Source organism: Neisseria sp. HMSC070F02, assembly GCF_001814225.1.
GTDB classification, from domain to species: Bacteria; Pseudomonadota; Gammaproteobacteria; order Burkholderiales; family Neisseriaceae; genus Neisseria; species Neisseria meningitidis.
Genome location: NZ_KV815353.1, coordinates 1 through 16,684, shown reverse-complemented (window position 1 = coordinate 16,684; position 16,684 = coordinate 1). Strand labels below are relative to the sequence as shown.

The following is a 16,684-nucleotide window of genomic DNA, read 5'->3' as shown; positions in this document are numbered from 1 at the left end:
CGCCTTGTCCTGATTTTTGTTAATCCACTATATAAAAATGCCGTCTGAACTGTTCAGACGGCATTTTTGATTTTCAAACCGGAATTACAGCCCCGCTGCCGCCCTCAATGCAGCAGCTTTGTCGGTGCGCTCCCAAGTGAACTCAGGTTCTTCGCGGCCGAAATGTCCGTAAGCGGCGGATTTACTGTAAATCGGGCGCAAGAGATCGAGCATTTGGACGATGCCTTTGGGGCGCAGGTCGAAATGTTCGCGAACTAAGGTAATCAGTTTTTCCTCGCTGATTTTGCCTGTGCCGAAAGTGTCGATGGAAATCGAAGTCGGTTCGGCAACGCCGATGGCGTAGGAAACTTGGATTTGGCATTGGGTTGCCAAACCGGCGGCGACGATGTTTTTCGCAACGTAGCGGCAGGCGTAAGCGGCGGAACGATCCACTTTGGACGGGTCTTTGCCGGAGAACGCGCCGCCGCCGTGCGGAGCCGCGCCGCCGTAGGTATCAACGATGATTTTACGGCCGGTCAAACCGCAGTCGCCTTGCGGGCCGCCGATGACGAAGCGGCCGGTCGGGTTGATCAGGTATTTGGTTTCGTCGGTCAGCAGTTCAGACGGCAGGACGGGCTTGATAATCTGCTCAATGACGGCGTTTTTCAACTCTTCATAACCGATTTCCGGGTCGTGTTGCGTAGAGAGGACGACGGTATCAATGCGTTTTACTTTGCCGGATTCGCTATCGTAAACCACGGTCAGTTGGGCTTTTGCGTCGGGACGCAGCCAAGGCAGGAGGCCGTCTTTGCGTAATTCGCTTTGACGCTGCATCAGGCGGTGGCTGTAATAGATGGCAAACGGCATCAGGGTCGGGGTTTCGTCGCAGGCATAGCCGAACATCAAACCTTGGTCGCCAGCGCCTTGGTTCAAGTCAATGCCTTCGCCTTCGTTCACGCCTTGGGCGATGTCCGGAGATTGCTGGTCGTAGTACACGCCGACCGCGCAGCCGTTGGCATCAAAGCCCAGCTCGGAGGAGTTGTAGCCGATGCGTTTGATGGTTTCGCGTGCGACTTTGATGTAGTCCACTTGGGCGGTGGTGGTAATTTCGCCCGCCAATACGCACAAGCCTGTGTTGACCAAGGTTTCTGCGGCGACACGCGCTTTGGGGTCTTGCGCCAAGATGGCATCCAAAATCGCATCGGACACTTGGTCGGCAACTTTATCCGGATGGCCTTCGGATACCGATTCGGAAGTAAACAGATATTCGCTCATTGAGATTTTCCTTGAAAAACAAACCATCTTCTTCAGACGGCATGTTGTATGAACATAATGTCGACAGCGGGAAATATAGCAAAATTTCCCTATTCATACCATTCAGTTGAGAAATATTCCCATTTGAATGGCACTTTGGAATCTCTGCCCGTACGTTTCTTACAGGCAAAAAAATTCCCGCATCAAGCGGGTTTGGATTGCTCTGGTGAGCCACATCGGCTTTTCAACCGTCCACCTTACTTTTCCTTTTGAAAAGCAGGTTGGCATGGAATTCCCAACTCTTAATGCAGCGCGGATGGTAGCAGAAAAGCCTTTCCGCCGCAATACTTCCCTTTTTCAGACGGCATGTTTCGTTTACAATTCGGGCTGTTTCCCCCTTTGCGAACCGCCATGCACATCCTGTTGACCGCCCTGCTCAAATGCCTCTCCCTGCTGCCACTTTCCTGTCTGCACACGCTGGGAAACCGGCTCGGACATCTGGCGTTTTACCTTTTAAAGGAAGACCGCGCGCGCATCGTCGCCAATATGCGTCAGGCAGGCATGAATCCCGACCCCAAAACAGTCAAAGCCGTTTTTGCGGAAACGGCAAAAGGCGGTTTGGAACTTGCCCCCGCGTTTTTCAGAAAACCGGAAGACATAGAAACAATGTTCAAAGCGGTACACGGCTGGGAACATGTGCAGCAGGCTTTGGACAAACACGAAGGGCTGCTATTCATCACGCCGCACATCGGCAGCTACGATTTGGGCGGACGCTACATCAGCCAGCAGCTTCCGTTCCCGCTGACCGCCATGTACAAACCGCCGAAAATCAAAGCGATAGACAAAATCATGCAGGCGGGCAGGGTTCGCGGCAAAGGAAAAACCGCGCCTACCAGCATACAAGGGGTCAAACAAATCATCAAAGCCCTGCGTTCGGGCGAAGCAACCATCGTCCTGCCCGACCACGTCCCCTCCCCTCAAGAAGGCGGGGAAGGCGTATGGGTGGATTTCTTCGGCAAACCTGCCTATACCATGACGCTGGCGGCAAAATTGGCACACGTCAAAGGCGTGAAAACCCTGTTTTTCTGCTGCGAACGCCTGCCTGGCGGACAAGGTTTCGATTTGCACATCCGCCCCGTCCAAGGGGAATTGAACGGCGACAAAGCCCATGATGCCGCCGTGTTCAACCGCAATGCCGAATATTGGATACGCCGTTTTCCGACGCAGTATCTGTTTATGTACAACCGCTACAAAATGCCGTAACGAAAATAAAAATGCCGTCTGAACAATTTCAGACGGCATTTTGTCATCTGACGATTTCCGACAGCGGCCAGCGCGGACGGACATTGAACGCACCGACCTCCCTGCCCTTGCCCAGGTGCATCGCACCGGCAAAGGCAATCATGGCACCGTTGTCCGTGCAGTATGCCATCGGCGGGAAAAACACGCTGACTTTTTCGGACGGATGTTTCGGCTTGCCTTTTGGGGTCGGGATTTGCACCGTCATATTGCCGAAAGTTTCACGGAGTTTGCGGTTTGCACCGACCCCGCCGGCGACCACTACGGTTCTGAACCCTGTCTGCAACAGGGCTTTTTTCACTTTCGCCGCCAACACATCGACTACCGCATCTTGAAACGCACGGCAAATATCGTTGCGGGTTTGCTCGGGAATGGTTTCCGAACCGTTTGCCTCACGCACTTTTTCAACGGCAGTCAAAACAGCGGTTTTCAAACCTGAAAAACTCATCTGCAAATCGTCGGAATGAATCATCGGGCGCGGAAAAACAAACGCTTCGGGCCTGCCCGATTCCGCAAGTTCCGACAGTTTCGCACCGCCCGGATACGGCAAGCCCAGCAGTTTCGCCGTTTTGTCGAATGCCTCGCCCGCCGCATCATCGACGCTCTCGCCCAAAAGCGCGTAGTCGCCTATGCCCCTGACCGCCATAATCTGCGTATGCCCGCCCGAAACCAGCAGCGCGACAAAAGGAAAGTCGGGTTTTTCCTCCGCCAACAGCGGCGACAGCAGATGTCCTTCCAAATGATGGACGGGAATAACAGGCTTGTCCAACGCTAAAGCCAGCGCGTTGGCGTAGCTCGAACCCGCCAGCAGCGCACCGCCCAAACCGGGCCCCTGCGTAAAGGCAACCGCGTCAATGTCGCCATACGATACGCCCGCCTGCGCCAAACAGCCTTCCGTCAACGGAACAAGGCGGCGGATATGGTCGCGGCTTGCCAGCTCCGGCACAACCCCGCCGTATTCGGCGTGCATTGCCATCTGCGTGTGCAGGCAGTGCGCCCGCAATCCTCGTTCGGTGTCATACAGCGCAACGCCTGTTTCGTCGCAAGAAGATTCGATTCCCAATACCAACATGGTCTGATGCCGTTAAAAACTGAAAAACGTATTCTAGCGGATTTCGGCACGACTGCCGTATCCCAAAAACGGAACATGCCGTCTGAAGCCCTTCAGACGGCATCGTCGCACCGTATCAAAGCGTTCCGTAAGAATGCAGCCCGCTCAAAAACATATTCACGCCGATAAAGGCGAATGCGGTTACGAACAAACCGATAATCGCCCACCACGCCAGCACTTTGCCGCGCCAACCGGCAACCAGCCGCAAGTGCAGCCAAACGGCGTAATTGAGCCAGACGATGAACGCCCACGTCTCTTTCGGATCCCAACTCCAATAGCGTCCCCAAGCATCTGCCGCCCACAGCGCACCCAAAATGGTGGCAATGGTAAAGAACAGAAAGCCGACGGCAATCGCCTTATACATCACCTCGTCGATCAATGCCGACGGCGGCAGCCACAGTTTTCCGCCTTTTCCTTCCGCACGCAGGGAAACCAGTTCGGCAATACCGAGCATCGCGGAAATGCAAAACGCGCCGTAACCGATAAAGTTTGCCGGAACGTGGATTTTCATCCACCAAGATTGCAATGCCGGAATCAGCGGCTGGATGGTATGCGCCTCGCGAGACACGCTGTACCACAAGACGAATCCAACCACGACCGCCATAAAGCCGAACACGAAGCCGCCCAATTTCTGTACGGCGAATTTGCTCTCGTAATACAAATACATCAGCGCGGTAATCACCAAAAACAGGATGAACACTTCATACAGGTTGGAAACCGGAATATGCCCCGCATCGGGACGGAGCAGATAGCTTTCGTGCCAACGTACCAGCAGACCGGTAAAGCCTGCTACGGCAGACACCCATGCAAACACGGTTCCCATACCCAACAGCGTGTTGGTCGGCACATTTTTTACGCTTGCCAAAACCGCGCCCGAAATATAGGCGAACAGGGCGAAGAAGACAAAGGCGCACTGCCACATGATCGCCGACTGGCTGCTGAGGAAATACCGCAACAGGAAAATCTCTGCCGATTTGATGTTGCCGCCATACAGACCGACGGCGGCATAGGCAAGCAATACGCTTAAAGGAACAAACCAGCGCATCGGCTTGAAAAACCAGCCCAAAAATACGGCAATACCGGCACTCGCCCACAACATGACCGTTTCGTAAATGTCCATATGCATACCGGAACGGGTCTGTACGAAAACCGTAGCCGCAAAAACCAGCACGGCAAATACCCAATCCCAAAGATTCAGATTGCTGATCAAAGACTTCTGAATCAGCAGCTCGTGTTCCGGAAGGGTTTTATAGTGTTCAGTCATGATTCAAGTCCTTGCCGAGCCGTTGCAGACTCTCGACGTGTTTTGGAAATTCCTTCTGCAAATCCCGTTCACTGCGGGCCGAAGACATGGCAAAACGGATTTTGCCGTCTGAAAACAATACCCACGCCCGTTTTTCGCGCACATAAAACATCAATACCGTACCCAATACCAACAGCACCGAGCCGAGATAGACCAAAAGCGCACCCGGGGAACGGGTCATCTGCAAACCCGACGAACGCACCTCGGAAAACCCATCAAGTTGCAGCAGCATAGGCGCGGGATATTCGGTCAAACCCGTGTACGCATCCATACTGTGCAGCAGGAAACGGTTCCGCGCTTCATCCTGCTGCCATTCGGGCAAGCCGTACCGGCGTATGGTTTCATCCAAAGCAGCGTTCATCACGCCGTAAAGCATTTCGTAGAAATAACCCTGCATCTTATCCTGCTGCTCTTTCGGGATATTGGACGTAATAAATTCGTCCAATCCCAAATAGCCTTTTTGTGCAAAGATGTTCAGCGTGTTTTCCGCAGCCAGCATGAATTGTTCGCGGATTTCGGCAGGTGCGCCTTTGGTTGCGTCGGCAACCAGACGTTTGCGCCCTTCCCCATCTTTCAAAAACTCACGCAATGCCATAAAGGTGTCCGCTTTCAACTGCTTGTCCAAGGGGATACGCAGCCAGCGGTATTGCTGCTGCAAGCCGCTGCGCGTGCCGGTAATCCAAAAATAATCCTGTTCCTGCAAAACCGGCAGCATATAGTTTTTATATTCGACCGCCTGCCCTGCCGCATCACGGATACGGTAAACAATGGAAGGGCCGATATTGGTGTATTTTTTACCTTCCTGAGTAACGGCGCGGACATCGTTCAGCGTGGATTTCAGGCTTTTTTCCCGTTCCGCGCCCTCGCTCATGTCCTCCACATTCATAGAAGTGAACTGATCGAACTCAAGACGATATTTGTGTTTGCCAATTTCCAACGGAAACTGGTGTATGGATGTTGCCTTCAACACGACAGGCTCGCGCGAAGCATCACCCAAATTCCACGCCTTGAATGTCAAATCCGAACCGCCGTCGGCAAAACTCGCCTGATAAATCGTGATGCCGTGCAAGGTCAAAGGATGGTTCACGCGGATGGTGCGCTCGAGTTTCTCACCGGTTGCCTTATCCGTTACTTCAATATCACTGGCAAAATCGCGCGGCATACCCGTATTGTAAAAATCGATATGGAATTTTTTCAGTTTGACTTCAAAAGGCAAGTCCTGAACCAATATCCCGTTGTCGGCATTCAGGAAAACCACATCCGCACTCTGCCCCTCGGAAATATTGACGTTGCCCCTAAATGAGAGATTGGACGCACTCAAAATACTTTCGGGCTTGAAATCCTTGGCATAAACCGCCTGATTGTCCGGAACAATCCGACCGGTCAGCATACCCAGTTTCAACAGCAGGTTACTGTCTATCAACCCGCCCAGGCAAATGACAATCAAAGCAACATGGGCAAAGATATAGCCCCATTTGTTCATCGTGCCTTTTTTGGCGGCAATCAGAACCGACCCGCCCTCACGGCTGACGGTTTTTCCCTGAAAACCCTGCACCTCCAGATAACGTTTGGCAACCTCGGGCGCAATTTTTACATCCAACAGCGAAGAATGGCGCATCGCCGCCAGAGATTTTTCTTTAACCTTTTCCCGAAAAGACTTCATTTCGCGCCAGAACGGCGGCACATTGCGAATCAGGCACAAACTGGTAGAAACCACCAAAAACATCATGATAACGACAAACCATGCCGAAGCATAGACGTCATACAGTCCCAGAAAACCAAAAATCTGCGCCCAAAAAGGTCCGAATTTGACCAAATAATCCGTCTGCGGCTGGTTTTGCTGCAACACCGTACCGATAACCGATGCAATACCCAGCAGACTGAGCAAAGCGACTGCAAAGCGCATGGAGCTGAAAAAAGCGAACCACGGACGGGAAAGAAGTGGGGGAGATCTACGGGATTTACTCATTGTGTGTTTATTCCGCCATCAGGAATATGGGAAAGCAGAATTGGGCAAACAGAAAACAACGTCCCGATTCTACTGTCTTGATGCTTTTTATTTCAAGACAATGAAGACAGCCTGCATCGATTCCAACGGTTGCGATTGAAAAAACTTATCGCAGAATTGCCTGAAGCCGTCTGAAAACTTTTCAGACGGCCTCTAAAACAGACTATTGCGGAATTAACGCAAACCTTGGATAAAGTTGGCGACCGCTTTCAAATCTTCTTCAGACATACGGTTTGCAATATCTTCCATGATGGTATTTTTACGCTGACCGGACTTGTAGGCATTCATCTGTTCAACAATATATGCCTGATGCTGACCGCCCAAACGCGGATAAGCCTGAATTTCGCTTCCGCCTCCCGGCATACCCGCACCGCTCGGACCGTGGCAGGACATACACGCCGGCACTTTTTTATCGCTCAAACCGCCGCGATAGATTTTCGCGCCCAATTCGGGATTTTCCTTAGGATTGGCTTCACCGGATTTGGGCTGCTGTTTGGCATAGAATGCGGATACGTTCAAAATATCCTGATCGCTCAAATTCATTACCATCGGTTTCATCACAGCTGCCGAACCGTGGGTGCGTTTGCCGTCTCGGATACCGATGGTTTGATGATAGATGTAAGCAGTATGCTGTGCCGCCAAACGCGGATACATCGCAATGCCGCTGTTACCGTCTGCTGCATGGCAAGCCGCACAAACCGTTGCGGCAACCTGTTTGCCTTTTTCCACGTCTGCTTTGGGAGAGGCGGAAACCGCACCGGCAGCCAAAACAAAGGCCAATAAAGTCAATCGTTTCATGGAGTGCTCCTGATTACAGCATTGGATAACGCAACAATGCTCTTTTTATATTCAAATACGGGATTTTTGACCCGATTAAAACCGATGATTCTGTAAACGTGTTATTCTATACTAAATTTACATTAAATTACCACTGTGTTTCACATAAAACCAACCGCATATTTTTGCTGTCGGACAAACGGCGGCGGAAAACAAGGATATGCCCATGAACCTTTTTCAAAACGCCAAATTCTTCACGACGGTAAACCATCTCAAAGACCTGCCGGACACACCGCTCGAAATTGCCTTTGTCGGCAGGAGCAATGCCGGAAAATCCAGTGCCATCAATACCCTGACCAACCATGTCCGTCTTGCCTACGTTTCAAAAACACCCGGACGGACGCAGCATATCAACTTCTTCGAGCTGCAGAACGGCAATTTTATGGTCGATTTGCCCGGCTACGGTTATGCCCAAGTCCCCGAAGCAGTACGCGCACATTGGGTCAATCTGCTCGGCGACTATCTGCAACAGCGCAAACAGCTTATCGGGCTGGTTTTGATTATGGATGCCCGCCATCCTTTAAAAGAACTCGACATCCGTATGCTGGATTTTTTCCACACGACCGGCAGACCGGTTCACATCCTGCTGTCAAAAGCCGACAAATTATCCAAAAACGAACAGATAAAAACCCTGTCCCAAGTCAAAAAACTGCTCAAACCTTATTCCGACAGGCAAAACATCAGCGTACAGCTGTTTTCCAGCCTGAAAAAACAAGGTATTGACGAGGCCAACCGAACTGTCGGAAGCTGGTTTGACGCAGCAGATGCCGCCGCTTCCTCTCCAAAGGAAAACTGACCCCAATTATACGGAAACCGTATTTCCCCCACTTGACCGACCGCAAACATTTAAAAAATTGCCACTGCCAAATCTAAAATGCCGTCTGAAAAGTCTTTCAGACGGCATTTTGCGGAGTCTTTAAAACAGAGAATCCAACTGCTGCTGTTTGGAACCAGTATTACTCGGAAGCACCGGCGTTTCCTGCATATCTTGGCGGACTTCGTCATCCGCCGCCTGCCGTCCGCCTTCTGCCGCGCCCCCGTCATCTTCTTTTGCCCGTCGGGAAGGTTGCGGCGCAATACCGCTGTTGTCCAGCGTCAAGCCCGGATCGGTTACCATACGTTCCTTCATATAGTATTCGCCATTGCTGCTGACCACACCTTCAGGCATTTTCATCCCCTTGCCCTGCTTTCCTTTCAACGCAAAACGCATATAGTCCACCCAAACCGGCACCGCAATCGTACCGCCGTAGCCGACACGCCCCATACTCTTAGGTTTGTCGAAGCCGATATATACGGCAGTAACCACATCAGGGTTAAAACCGACAAACCACGCATCCTTATTGTCATTGGTCGTACCCGTTTTACCGGCAATATCCGTTCTTCCCAACGCAGCTGCCCCCCTTGCCGTACCGACACGGACCACATCCTGCATAATCTTATACATAATATAGGCATTGCGCGGATCGATTGCCTGAGGCGCATTTTGCCCAGCCACCAAAGGTTGCATTTGGGCGCGCAACCTGCCGTCTCTGTCATAAATCTTATCGATTACGTGCGAAGAAACCCTATATCCGCCGTTCGCAAATACGCTATATGCCTCCGCCACTTTCAACGGCGTTGTCTCGCCCGTACCTAAAGCCATAGACAGGCTTGCCGGCAGCTCGGACGACCTGAAGCCGAAACGCCGGATATACTGTTGCGCGTAACCGACACCGATAGACATCAAAATACGGATGGAAACCATATTCTTGGAAGCCGTCAGAGCCTGTCTCAAAGTAATGTAGCCGGAATATCTGCCGTCTGAATTTTTAGGTGTCCAAACCGAACCGTTCGGCCCTTTCCCCGGCAGGGAAATCGGCGCATCGTTAACCACCGTGGACGCGGTCATCCCCTTAGATAATGCCGCCGAATAGACAAACGGCTTAAAGGTCGAACCCGGCTGCCGCATTGCCTGAACGGCACGATTGAATGTTTTGCTGTGAAAATCATAACCGCCGACCAGCGCGCGCACAGCTCCGGTTTTTGCATCCAGCGAAACCAAAGCCCCCTGCAGCAACGGCTCTTGAACCACCGCCCAACGCCCGCCGTTGTTTTTGACACGGATGACCGCGCCCCTGCGGATACGGTCCTCCCCCATTTTTTCATTATTGACCGCGCGGGCCGCAAAGCCCAAGGCGCGCCTATCAAGCGTAACCCGCCTGCCGCCGGGCAGCTGTATGACGACATTTTTCTTTTTAGTCACATCCAACACAACGGCGGGAACCATTTTATCGACGGTATAGAGTCCCGACAGATACTGGCTGACAGTCTCCTCGACATCTTCACTCTTACTCAAATCGATATAGTTTTCCGCACCGCGGTAGCTGCTGCCGCGATCGAAATTCCGTAGAGCCTTGCGCAATGCCTCGGTTGCCACCTTCTGATGATCGGCGCGGACCGTGGTATAAACCTTAAAACCCTGCGTATAGGCATCTTCACCGTATTTCTCATACAGTTCCTGACGCACCATTTCCGCCACATATAAAGCACTCTGATCGATTTTCCGAACAAACCGCTCGTAATGCAGTTCCTCATTCAACGCCTGATCGCGCTGTTGCACGGTAATCATCTTCTCCTCGAGCATATTGTTCAAAATATACTTCTGGCGCAACTTGGCACGTTCCGGATTAACAATCGGATTATAGGCAGACGGAGCCTTGGGCAGTCCCGCAAGCATGGCGGCTTCCGCCAAAGTCAAATCTCGGACATTCTTATTGAAATAGATTTGCGCGGCAGATGCAAAACCATAGGCGCGCTGACCGAGGTAAATCTGATTGAAATACAACTCGAGGATTTTGTCTTTGCTTAAAGACTGCTCGATTTTATAGGCAAGCAACACCTCATTGAATTTGCGTGTGAACGTTTTTTCACTGCTCAAATAAAAATTTTTCGCCACCTGCTGCGTAATCGTACTCGCACCCGACTGCACGCTGCCGGACACGACATTGCCGACGGCAGCGCGGGCAACACCCCAAACATCCACCCCCCAATGCCGGTAAAAGCGTTTATCCTCGGCGGCGATAACCGCATTCCGCAACACCTCTGGGAAATCGCCGATTTTTGTAAATTCGCGCCGCTGCTCCCCATACATACCGATGACTTCCCCATCCGCCGAATAAATAGTCAACGGCATTTTAGGCTGGTAATGCTGCAAAGAATCCAAAGACGGCAGTTTCGGATACGTTACCAAAATAGCAATGGCAACCAAACCCACTCCAAATACACAAAACCCAAAAACCAAACCAAAACAAGTCGTTAAAATCTTTTTAATCATAGCTGAATAATAATTTACCATTATTGGTATTAAATAAAGTAAAATAGCAACCGATTTCTACAAAGCACGGTTTCAATGTGCAAAGAACAAGGAATCCATTACGGATACCGAAACGGTTACTCACTGTACAAATAAAGCAGGAACTTTCATCATGCGCTTGTTTAAAAGCTTGAAAAACCCTAAAAAAACAGATGCCAAGCTCCCTAAAAAATCTTCGGGACTCAATAACCGCGCGGCAATCGGCATCGATATCGACCAGCATTCCATCAAAATGGTCCAATTGTCAGGACGTAGTTTAAACCAAATTCAATTGGAAAAATACGTCATTGCCAAATTACCAAAGAATATCATTCAAGGCAATAAAGTCCAAAATTACGATCAACTTGTTACATATTTGCAACAAGCCTATGCCAAACTGGGTACTTCGTGCAAAAACATCATCGCGTCCGTCCCGCAAAATCTGGCAACCATCGAACAATTGACCTACACAGACAAAGATGCAGAATTAGACCTGCAGGGGTTCGTGGAGTCCTCCATCTCCGAAGTCAGCTCGATATCGCTCGAAGAAGCCAATTACGACTATCAGGTCTTGTCCCAATCGGCCGCCGGCGAAGCTGTGTTGGCCGTCGCATCGAGAAAGGATGAAATCGAACCCCTGATTGACGCATTCAACGCCGCCGGTATGAAATTATCCGCGCTTGATGTGGACATTTTCGGACAATACAACGCCTACGCGCTATGGATAAACCATTTCGCCCCCGAGCTTGCAGCCGAAAAAGTCGCCATTTTCGGCGTATATGCCGCACAGACCTACGCCTTGGTCATCCAAGACGGAAAAATCCTATACAAACAGGAAACCTCCGTCAGCGAAGAACAGCTCAACCAACTCATCCAGCGCACCTATCAGGTAACAGAAGAAAAAGCGGAAGAAATCATCAACTCCCCGCAAAAACCTTCCGATTACCAAGAAAGCGTGGCAAACTATTTCAACCAGCAGATTACCCAAGAAATACAAAGGGTCTTGCAGTTTTATTACACCACGCAGACCGCAGACGATATGACCGACATCAAGCATATCCTGCTGACCGGGGAAGCGGCGCGCCAGGAAGGTATCGCCCAAACCGTCGCCTCACAAACCAATGCAGATGTACAATGCGTCCATCCCGCGCGTTATTTTGCGGACAACCTCAAAACAGACAAACAACAATTCGAACTTGATGCGCCGACACTGACCAGGGCGTTCGGTTTGGCGGTACGGGGATTATAATTATGAACAATTTAATCAAAATCAACCTCCTCCCCTACAGGGAAGAGATGAACAAGCGCAAACAGCAGCAGTTTAAAACGCTGATGTACGGTGCCGTGCTGACGGGCGTTGCCGCCGTTGCGGCAACCTACCTGTTTATCGACAATATGATCAATAACCAGTCGGAAAGAAACACGCTGCTGGAAACCTCCATCGCACACTTGGATACCGAGCTGTCGGAAATACAAAAGCTCAAACAGGAAAAAGATGCCTTCCTGATTAAGAAAAACAAAATCGAGGAGCTCCAGCTCAAACGCCTCCAAGCCGCAAAAATCCTCGACAGCCTGAATGAGGCCGTCCCCGGAAGCACCTACCTGACCTCGCTGGATGCCGTTACCGCCGACTCTTATCGGCTCAGCGGCAGGACATCCAGCGACAACCGCGTTGCCGCCATGATGAGGGCGATGCCCAATACCGGCATATTCAAGCAACCCGAATTGTTAAGCATCAAGAAAAACAATTCGCATCAAGAATTTACCCTTCAGGCAACATTACAACCCATCGTAAAGGCGGCCGAATCCAAAGAGAATCCGGCTTCGGGAAACGCACAGGAGGCAAACTGAATGGCTTCTAAATCATCTAAAACCAACTTGGATCTCAACAACCTTCACCTGCTCAACCTTCCTGCCAGGCTTTTTATCGCCCTGCTGGCCGTTGCCGCCGTGCTGGGGCTCGGTTATGCCGGATTGTTCAAAAGCCAGATGGAATCCCTTGAGGAATACGAAGCAAAAGAAACCGAACTGAAAAACACCTACAAACAGAAAAGTATCGACGCGGCCAGCCTGAACAACCTGAGGGACGAACTTGCCTCAATCCGCTCTGCCTTCGATATCATGTTGAAACAGCTGCCGACAGATGCAGAAATTCCCAACCTGGTTCAAGAGCTTCATCAGGCAGGTTCGAGCAACGGCCTGCGCTTGGACAGCGTTATGCCCCAACCTCCCGTAGATGACGGCCCCATCAAAAGATTACCCTATTCCATTTCCATTACCGGAAATTACGAACAGATCAGCCAATTTACCCGCGATGTCGGCAGCCTCTCCCGAATCATTACCCTTGAGTCGCTGAAAATCGCCCAATCTCCGGAAAACGGCGGCAATCCTGACGGCAAGAGCAGCATCCTGAACCTCAGTGCCATTGCCACCACCTACCAAGCAAAATCCGTAGAAGAGCTTGCCGCAGAAGCGGCACAAAATGCCGAGCAAAAATAACTTACGTTAGGGAAACCATGAAACACTATGCCTTACTCATCAGCTTTCTGGCTCTCTCCGCGTGTTCCCAAGGTTCTGAGGACCTAAACGAATGGATGGCACAAACGCGACGCGAAGCCAAAGCAGAAATCATACCTTTCCAAGCACCTACCCTGCCGGTTGCGCCGGTATACAGCCCGCCGCAGCTTACAGGGCCGAACGCATTCGACTTCCGCCGCATGGAAACCGACAAAAAAGGGGAAAATGCCCCCGACACCAAGCGTATTAAAGAAACGCTGGAAAAATTCAGTTTGGAAAATATGCGTTATGTCGGCATTTTGAAGTCTGGACAGAAAGTCTCCGGCTTCATCGAGGCTGAAGGTTATGTCTACACTGTCGGTGTCGGCAACTATTTGGGACAAAACTACGGTAGAATCGAAAGCATTACCGACGACAGCATCGTCCTGAACGAGCTGATAGAAGACAGCACGGGCAACTGGGTTTCCCGTAAAGCAGAACTGCTGTTGAATTCTTCCGACAAAAACACCGAACAAGCGGCAGCACCTGCCGCAGAACAAAATTAAGAAGAGGATTACTCCATTATGAATACCAAACTGACAAAAATCATTTCCGGTCTCTTTGTCGCAACCGCCGCCTTTCAGACAGCATCGGCAGGAAACATTACAGACATCAAAGTTTCCTCCCTGCCCAACAAACAGAAAATCGTCAAAGTCAGCTTTGACAAAGAGATTGTCAACCCGACCGGCTTCGTAACCTCCTCACCGGCCCGCATCGCCTTGGACTTTGAACAAACCGGCATTTCCATGGATCAACAGGTACTCGAATATGCCGATCCCCTGTTGAGCAAAATCAGTGCCGCACAAAACAGCAGCCGTGCGCGTCTGGTTCTGAATCTGAACAAACCGGGCCAATACAATACCGAAGTACGCGGGAACAAAGTTTGGATATTCATTAACGAATCGGACGATACCGTGTCCGCCCCCGCACGCCCCGCCGTAAAAGCCGCGCCTGCCGCACCGGCAAAACAACAGGCTGCCGCACCGTCTACCAAGTCCGCAGTATCCGTATCCAAACCCTTTACCCCGGCAAAACAACAGGCTGCCGCACCGTTTACCGAGTCCGTAGTATCCGTATCCGCACCGTTCAGCCCGGCAAAACAACAGGCGGCGGCATCAGCAAAACAACAGACGGCAGCACCAGCAAAACAACAGGCGGCAGCACCAGCAAAACAAACCAATATCGATTTCCGCAAAGACGGCAAAAATGCCGGCATTATCGAATTGGCTGCATTGGGCTTTGCCGGGCAGCCCGACATCAGCCAACAGCACGACCACATCATCGTTACGCTGAAAAACCATACCCTGCCGACCACGCTCCAACGCAGTTTGGATGTGGCAGACTTTAAAACACCGGTTCAAAAGGTTACGCTGAAACGCCTCAATAACGACACCCAGCTGATTATCACAACAGCCGGCAACTGGGAACTCGTCAACAAATCCGCCGCGCCCGGATACTTTACCTTCCAAGTCCTGCCGAAAAAACAAAACCTCGAGTCAGGCGGCGTGAACAATGCGCCCAAAACCTTCACAGGCCGGAAAATCTCCCTTGACTTCCAAGATGTCGAAATCCGCACCATCCTGCAGATTTTGGCAAAAGAATCCGGGATGAACATTGTTGCCAGCGACTCCGTCAACGGCAAAATGACCCTCTCCCTCAAAGACGTACCTTGGGATCAGGCTTTGGATTTGGTTATGCAGGCACGCAACCTCGATATGCGCCAACAAGGGAACATCGTCAACATCGCGCCCCGCGACGAGCTGCTTGCCAAAGACAAAGCCTTCTTACAGGCGGAAAAAGACATTGCCGATCTGGGCGCGCTGTATTCACAAAACTTCCAATTGAAATACAAAAATGTGGAAGAATTCCGCAGCATCCTGCGTTTGGACAATGCCGACACAACCGGAAACCGCAATACGCTTGTCAGCGGCAGGGGCAGCGTGCTGATCGATCCCGCCACCAATACCCTGATTGTTACCGATACCCGCAGCGTCATCGAAAAATTCCGCAAACTGATTGACGAATTGGACGTACCCGCGCAACAAGTGATGATTGAGGCGCGTATCGTCGAAGCGGCAGACGGCTTCTCGCGCGATTTGGGCGTTAAATTCGGCGCGACAGGCAAGAAAAAGCTGAAAAATGATACAAGCGCATTCGGCTGGGGGGTAAACTCCGGCTTCGGCGGCGACGATAAATGGGGGGCCGAAACCAAAATCAACCTGCCGATTACCGCTGCCGCAAACAGCATTTCGCTGGTGCGCGCGATTTCCTCCGGTGCCTTGAATTTGGAATTGTCCGCATCCGAATCGCTTTCAAAAACCAAAACGCTTGCCAATCCGCGCGTGCTGACCCAAAACCGCAAAGAGGCCAAAATCGAATCCGGTTACGAAATTCCTTTCACCGTAACCTCAATCGCGAACGGCGGCAGCAGCACGAACACGGAACTCAAAAAAGCCGTCTTGGGGCTGACCGTTACGCCGAACATCACGCCCGACGGCCAAATCATTATGACCGTCAAAATCAACAAGGACTCGCCTGCGCAATGTGCCTCCGGTAATCAGACGATCCTGTGTATTTCGACCAAAAACCTGAATACGCAGGCTATGGTTGAAAACGGCGGCACATTGATTGTCGGCGGTATTTATGAAGAAGACAACGGCAATACGCTGACCAAAGTCCCCCTGTTGGGCGACATCCCCGTTATCGGCAACCTCTTTAAAACACGCGGGAAAAAAACCGACCGCCGCGAACTGCTGATTTTCATTACCCCGAGGATTATGGGTACGGCCGGCAACAGCCTGCGCTATTGATGCGTCAAAATAAGGGCATATGTTTTACGGCATATGCCCTTTCTTTATGCTTTTTGCCGCGACCGAAATGCCGTCATTCCCGCGCAGGCAGAAATCCAACTTGTCCGGTTCCGGTTGTTTTTCGTCTCGTAACTTTTGAGCCGTCATTCCCGCGAAAGCGGAAATCCAGTCCGTTCAGTTTCGGTCATTTCCGATA

13 protein-coding genes and 1 riboswitch are annotated in these 16,684 nt (G+C 51.2%); of the genes, 7 read left to right on the top strand and 6 right to left on the bottom strand.

The window, feature by feature from the left end:
* Nucleotides 1-84: 84 nt before the first annotated feature.
* Entirely contained in the window at nt 85-1,254 is a 1,170-nt protein-coding gene (gene metK, locus HMPREF2959_RS00745; RefSeq protein WP_002214496.1) for a methionine adenosyltransferase, read from the bottom strand.
* Between the two features lie 182 nt (nt 1,255-1,436).
* A riboswitch (SAM-I-IV-variant riboswitch) is annotated at nt 1,437-1,547 on the bottom strand.
* A gap of 52 nt (nt 1,548-1,599) precedes the next feature.
* Between metK and HMPREF2959_RS00735 the strand changes: the two genes are divergently transcribed.
* Nucleotides 1,600-2,496: a lysophospholipid acyltransferase family protein gene (locus HMPREF2959_RS00735; RefSeq protein ID WP_002230822.1), complete on the top strand. Its 897-nt coding sequence runs from the start codon at nt 1,600-1,602 to the stop codon at nt 2,494-2,496.
* Between the two features lie 43 nt (nt 2,497-2,539).
* On the opposite strand, the gene tsaD is transcribed toward HMPREF2959_RS00735, so the two are convergent.
* The 4 genes from tsaD to HMPREF2959_RS00710 all read right to left on the bottom strand — a co-directional run bounded on the left by tsaD (nt 2,540) and on the right by HMPREF2959_RS00710 (nt 7,752).
* On the bottom strand, nt 2,540-3,604 hold the full coding sequence (tsaD, locus tag HMPREF2959_RS00730; RefSeq protein ID WP_002243810.1) for a tRNA (adenosine(37)-N6)-threonylcarbamoyltransferase complex transferase subunit TsaD: 1,065 nt from the start codon (nt 3,602-3,604) through the stop codon (nt 2,540-2,542).
* A 115-nt stretch (nt 3,605-3,719) separates the two neighbouring features.
* Nucleotides 3,720-4,907 (bottom strand): c-type cytochrome biogenesis protein CcsB, encoded by a 1,188-nt coding sequence (gene ccsB, locus HMPREF2959_RS00725; protein WP_002243811.1) that lies wholly within the window; start codon nt 4,905-4,907, stop codon nt 3,720-3,722.
* Entirely contained in the window at nt 4,900-6,852 is a 1,953-nt protein-coding gene (locus HMPREF2959_RS00720; protein WP_002222976.1) for a cytochrome c biogenesis protein ResB, read from the bottom strand. Before HMPREF2959_RS00720 ends, ccsB begins: the two co-directional genes overlap by 8 nt.
* A 276-nt stretch (nt 6,853-7,128) precedes the next feature.
* Entirely contained in the window at nt 7,129-7,752 is a 624-nt protein-coding gene (locus HMPREF2959_RS00710) for a c-type cytochrome (protein WP_002237320.1), read from the bottom strand.
* A gap of 205 nt (nt 7,753-7,957) precedes the next feature.
* Here HMPREF2959_RS00710 and yihA point away from each other — a divergent pair, with 205 nt between their 5' ends.
* Nucleotides 7,958-8,587 carry a ribosome biogenesis GTP-binding protein YihA/YsxC gene (gene yihA / locus HMPREF2959_RS00705; protein ID WP_002217904.1) on the top strand — a complete coding sequence of 210 codons (630 nt, stop codon included), beginning with the start codon at nt 7,958-7,960 and terminating at the stop codon, nt 8,585-8,587.
* 120 nt (nt 8,588-8,707) lie between these two features.
* On the opposite strand, the gene HMPREF2959_RS00700 is transcribed toward yihA, so the two are convergent.
* Nucleotides 8,708-11,104, bottom strand: a complete 2,397-nt coding sequence (locus HMPREF2959_RS00700; protein WP_002219786.1) for a penicillin-binding protein 1A — start codon at nt 11,102-11,104, stop codon at nt 8,708-8,710.
* 151 nt (nt 11,105-11,255) lie between these two features.
* On the opposite strand from HMPREF2959_RS00700, the gene pilM reads away from it, so the two are divergent.
* From pilM to pilQ, 5 genes are read left to right on the top strand one after another with little or no spacing between them, the layout of a single operon-like run.
* Nucleotides 11,256-12,371, top strand: coding sequence for a type IV pilus biogenesis protein PilM (gene pilM / locus HMPREF2959_RS00695; RefSeq protein WP_002214517.1), 1,116 nt, complete (start codon nt 11,256-11,258; stop codon nt 12,369-12,371).
* 2 nt (nt 12,372-12,373) lie between these two features.
* On the top strand, nt 12,374-12,973 hold the full coding sequence (locus tag HMPREF2959_RS00690; RefSeq protein WP_002214520.1) for a PilN domain-containing protein: 600 nt from the start codon (nt 12,374-12,376) through the stop codon (nt 12,971-12,973).
* Complete coding sequence (locus tag HMPREF2959_RS00685; RefSeq protein ID WP_002217908.1) at nt 12,974-13,621, top strand: type IV pilus inner membrane component PilO; 648 nt, start codon at nt 12,974-12,976, stop codon at nt 13,619-13,621.
* A gap of 17 nt (nt 13,622-13,638) precedes the next feature.
* On the top strand, nt 13,639-14,184 hold the full coding sequence (locus HMPREF2959_RS00680) for a pilus assembly protein PilP (protein ID WP_002214522.1): 546 nt from the start codon (nt 13,639-13,641) through the stop codon (nt 14,182-14,184).
* An 18-nt stretch (nt 14,185-14,202) separates the two neighbouring features.
* Nucleotides 14,203-16,488, top strand: coding sequence for a type IV pilus secretin PilQ (pilQ, locus tag HMPREF2959_RS00675; RefSeq protein WP_002214524.1), 2,286 nt, complete (start codon nt 14,203-14,205; stop codon nt 16,486-16,488).
* The last annotated feature ends 196 nt before the right edge of the window (nt 16,489-16,684 follow it).

Excerpts from the sequence above, each read along its gene's own strand:
- tsaD (WP_002243810.1), bottom strand. The coding sequence starts at position 3,604 with ATGTTGGTATTGGGAATCGAATCTTCTTGCGACGAAACAGGCGTTGCG.
- metK (WP_002214496.1), bottom strand. The coding sequence starts at position 1,254 with ATGAGCGAATATCTGTTTACTTCCGAATCGGTATCCGAAGGCCATCCG.
- pilQ (WP_002214524.1), top strand. The coding sequence starts at position 14,203 with ATGAATACCAAACTGACAAAAATCATTTCCGGTCTCTTTGTCGCAACC.
- ccsB (WP_002243811.1), bottom strand. The coding sequence starts at position 4,907 with ATGACTGAACACTATAAAACCCTTCCGGAACACGAGCTGCTGATTCAG.
- yihA (WP_002217904.1), top strand. The coding sequence starts at position 7,958 with ATGAACCTTTTTCAAAACGCCAAATTCTTCACGACGGTAAACCATCTC.
- pilM (WP_002214517.1), top strand. The coding sequence starts at position 11,256 with ATGCGCTTGTTTAAAAGCTTGAAAAACCCTAAAAAAACAGATGCCAAG.
- HMPREF2959_RS00700 (WP_002219786.1), bottom strand. The coding sequence starts at position 11,104 with ATGATTAAAAAGATTTTAACGACTTGTTTTGGTTTGGTTTTTGGGTTT.
- HMPREF2959_RS00720 (WP_002222976.1), bottom strand. The coding sequence starts at position 6,852 with ATGCGCTTTGCAGTCGCTTTGCTCAGTCTGCTGGGTATTGCATCGGTT.
- HMPREF2959_RS00680 (WP_002214522.1), top strand. The coding sequence starts at position 13,639 with ATGAAACACTATGCCTTACTCATCAGCTTTCTGGCTCTCTCCGCGTGT.
- HMPREF2959_RS00710 (WP_002237320.1), bottom strand. The coding sequence starts at position 7,752 with ATGAAACGATTGACTTTATTGGCCTTTGTTTTGGCTGCCGGTGCGGTT.
- HMPREF2959_RS00735 (WP_002230822.1), top strand. The coding sequence starts at position 1,600 with ATGTTTCGTTTACAATTCGGGCTGTTTCCCCCTTTGCGAACCGCCATG.
- HMPREF2959_RS00690 (WP_002214520.1), top strand. The coding sequence starts at position 12,374 with ATGAACAATTTAATCAAAATCAACCTCCTCCCCTACAGGGAAGAGATG.
- HMPREF2959_RS00685 (WP_002217908.1), top strand. The coding sequence starts at position 12,974 with ATGGCTTCTAAATCATCTAAAACCAACTTGGATCTCAACAACCTTCAC.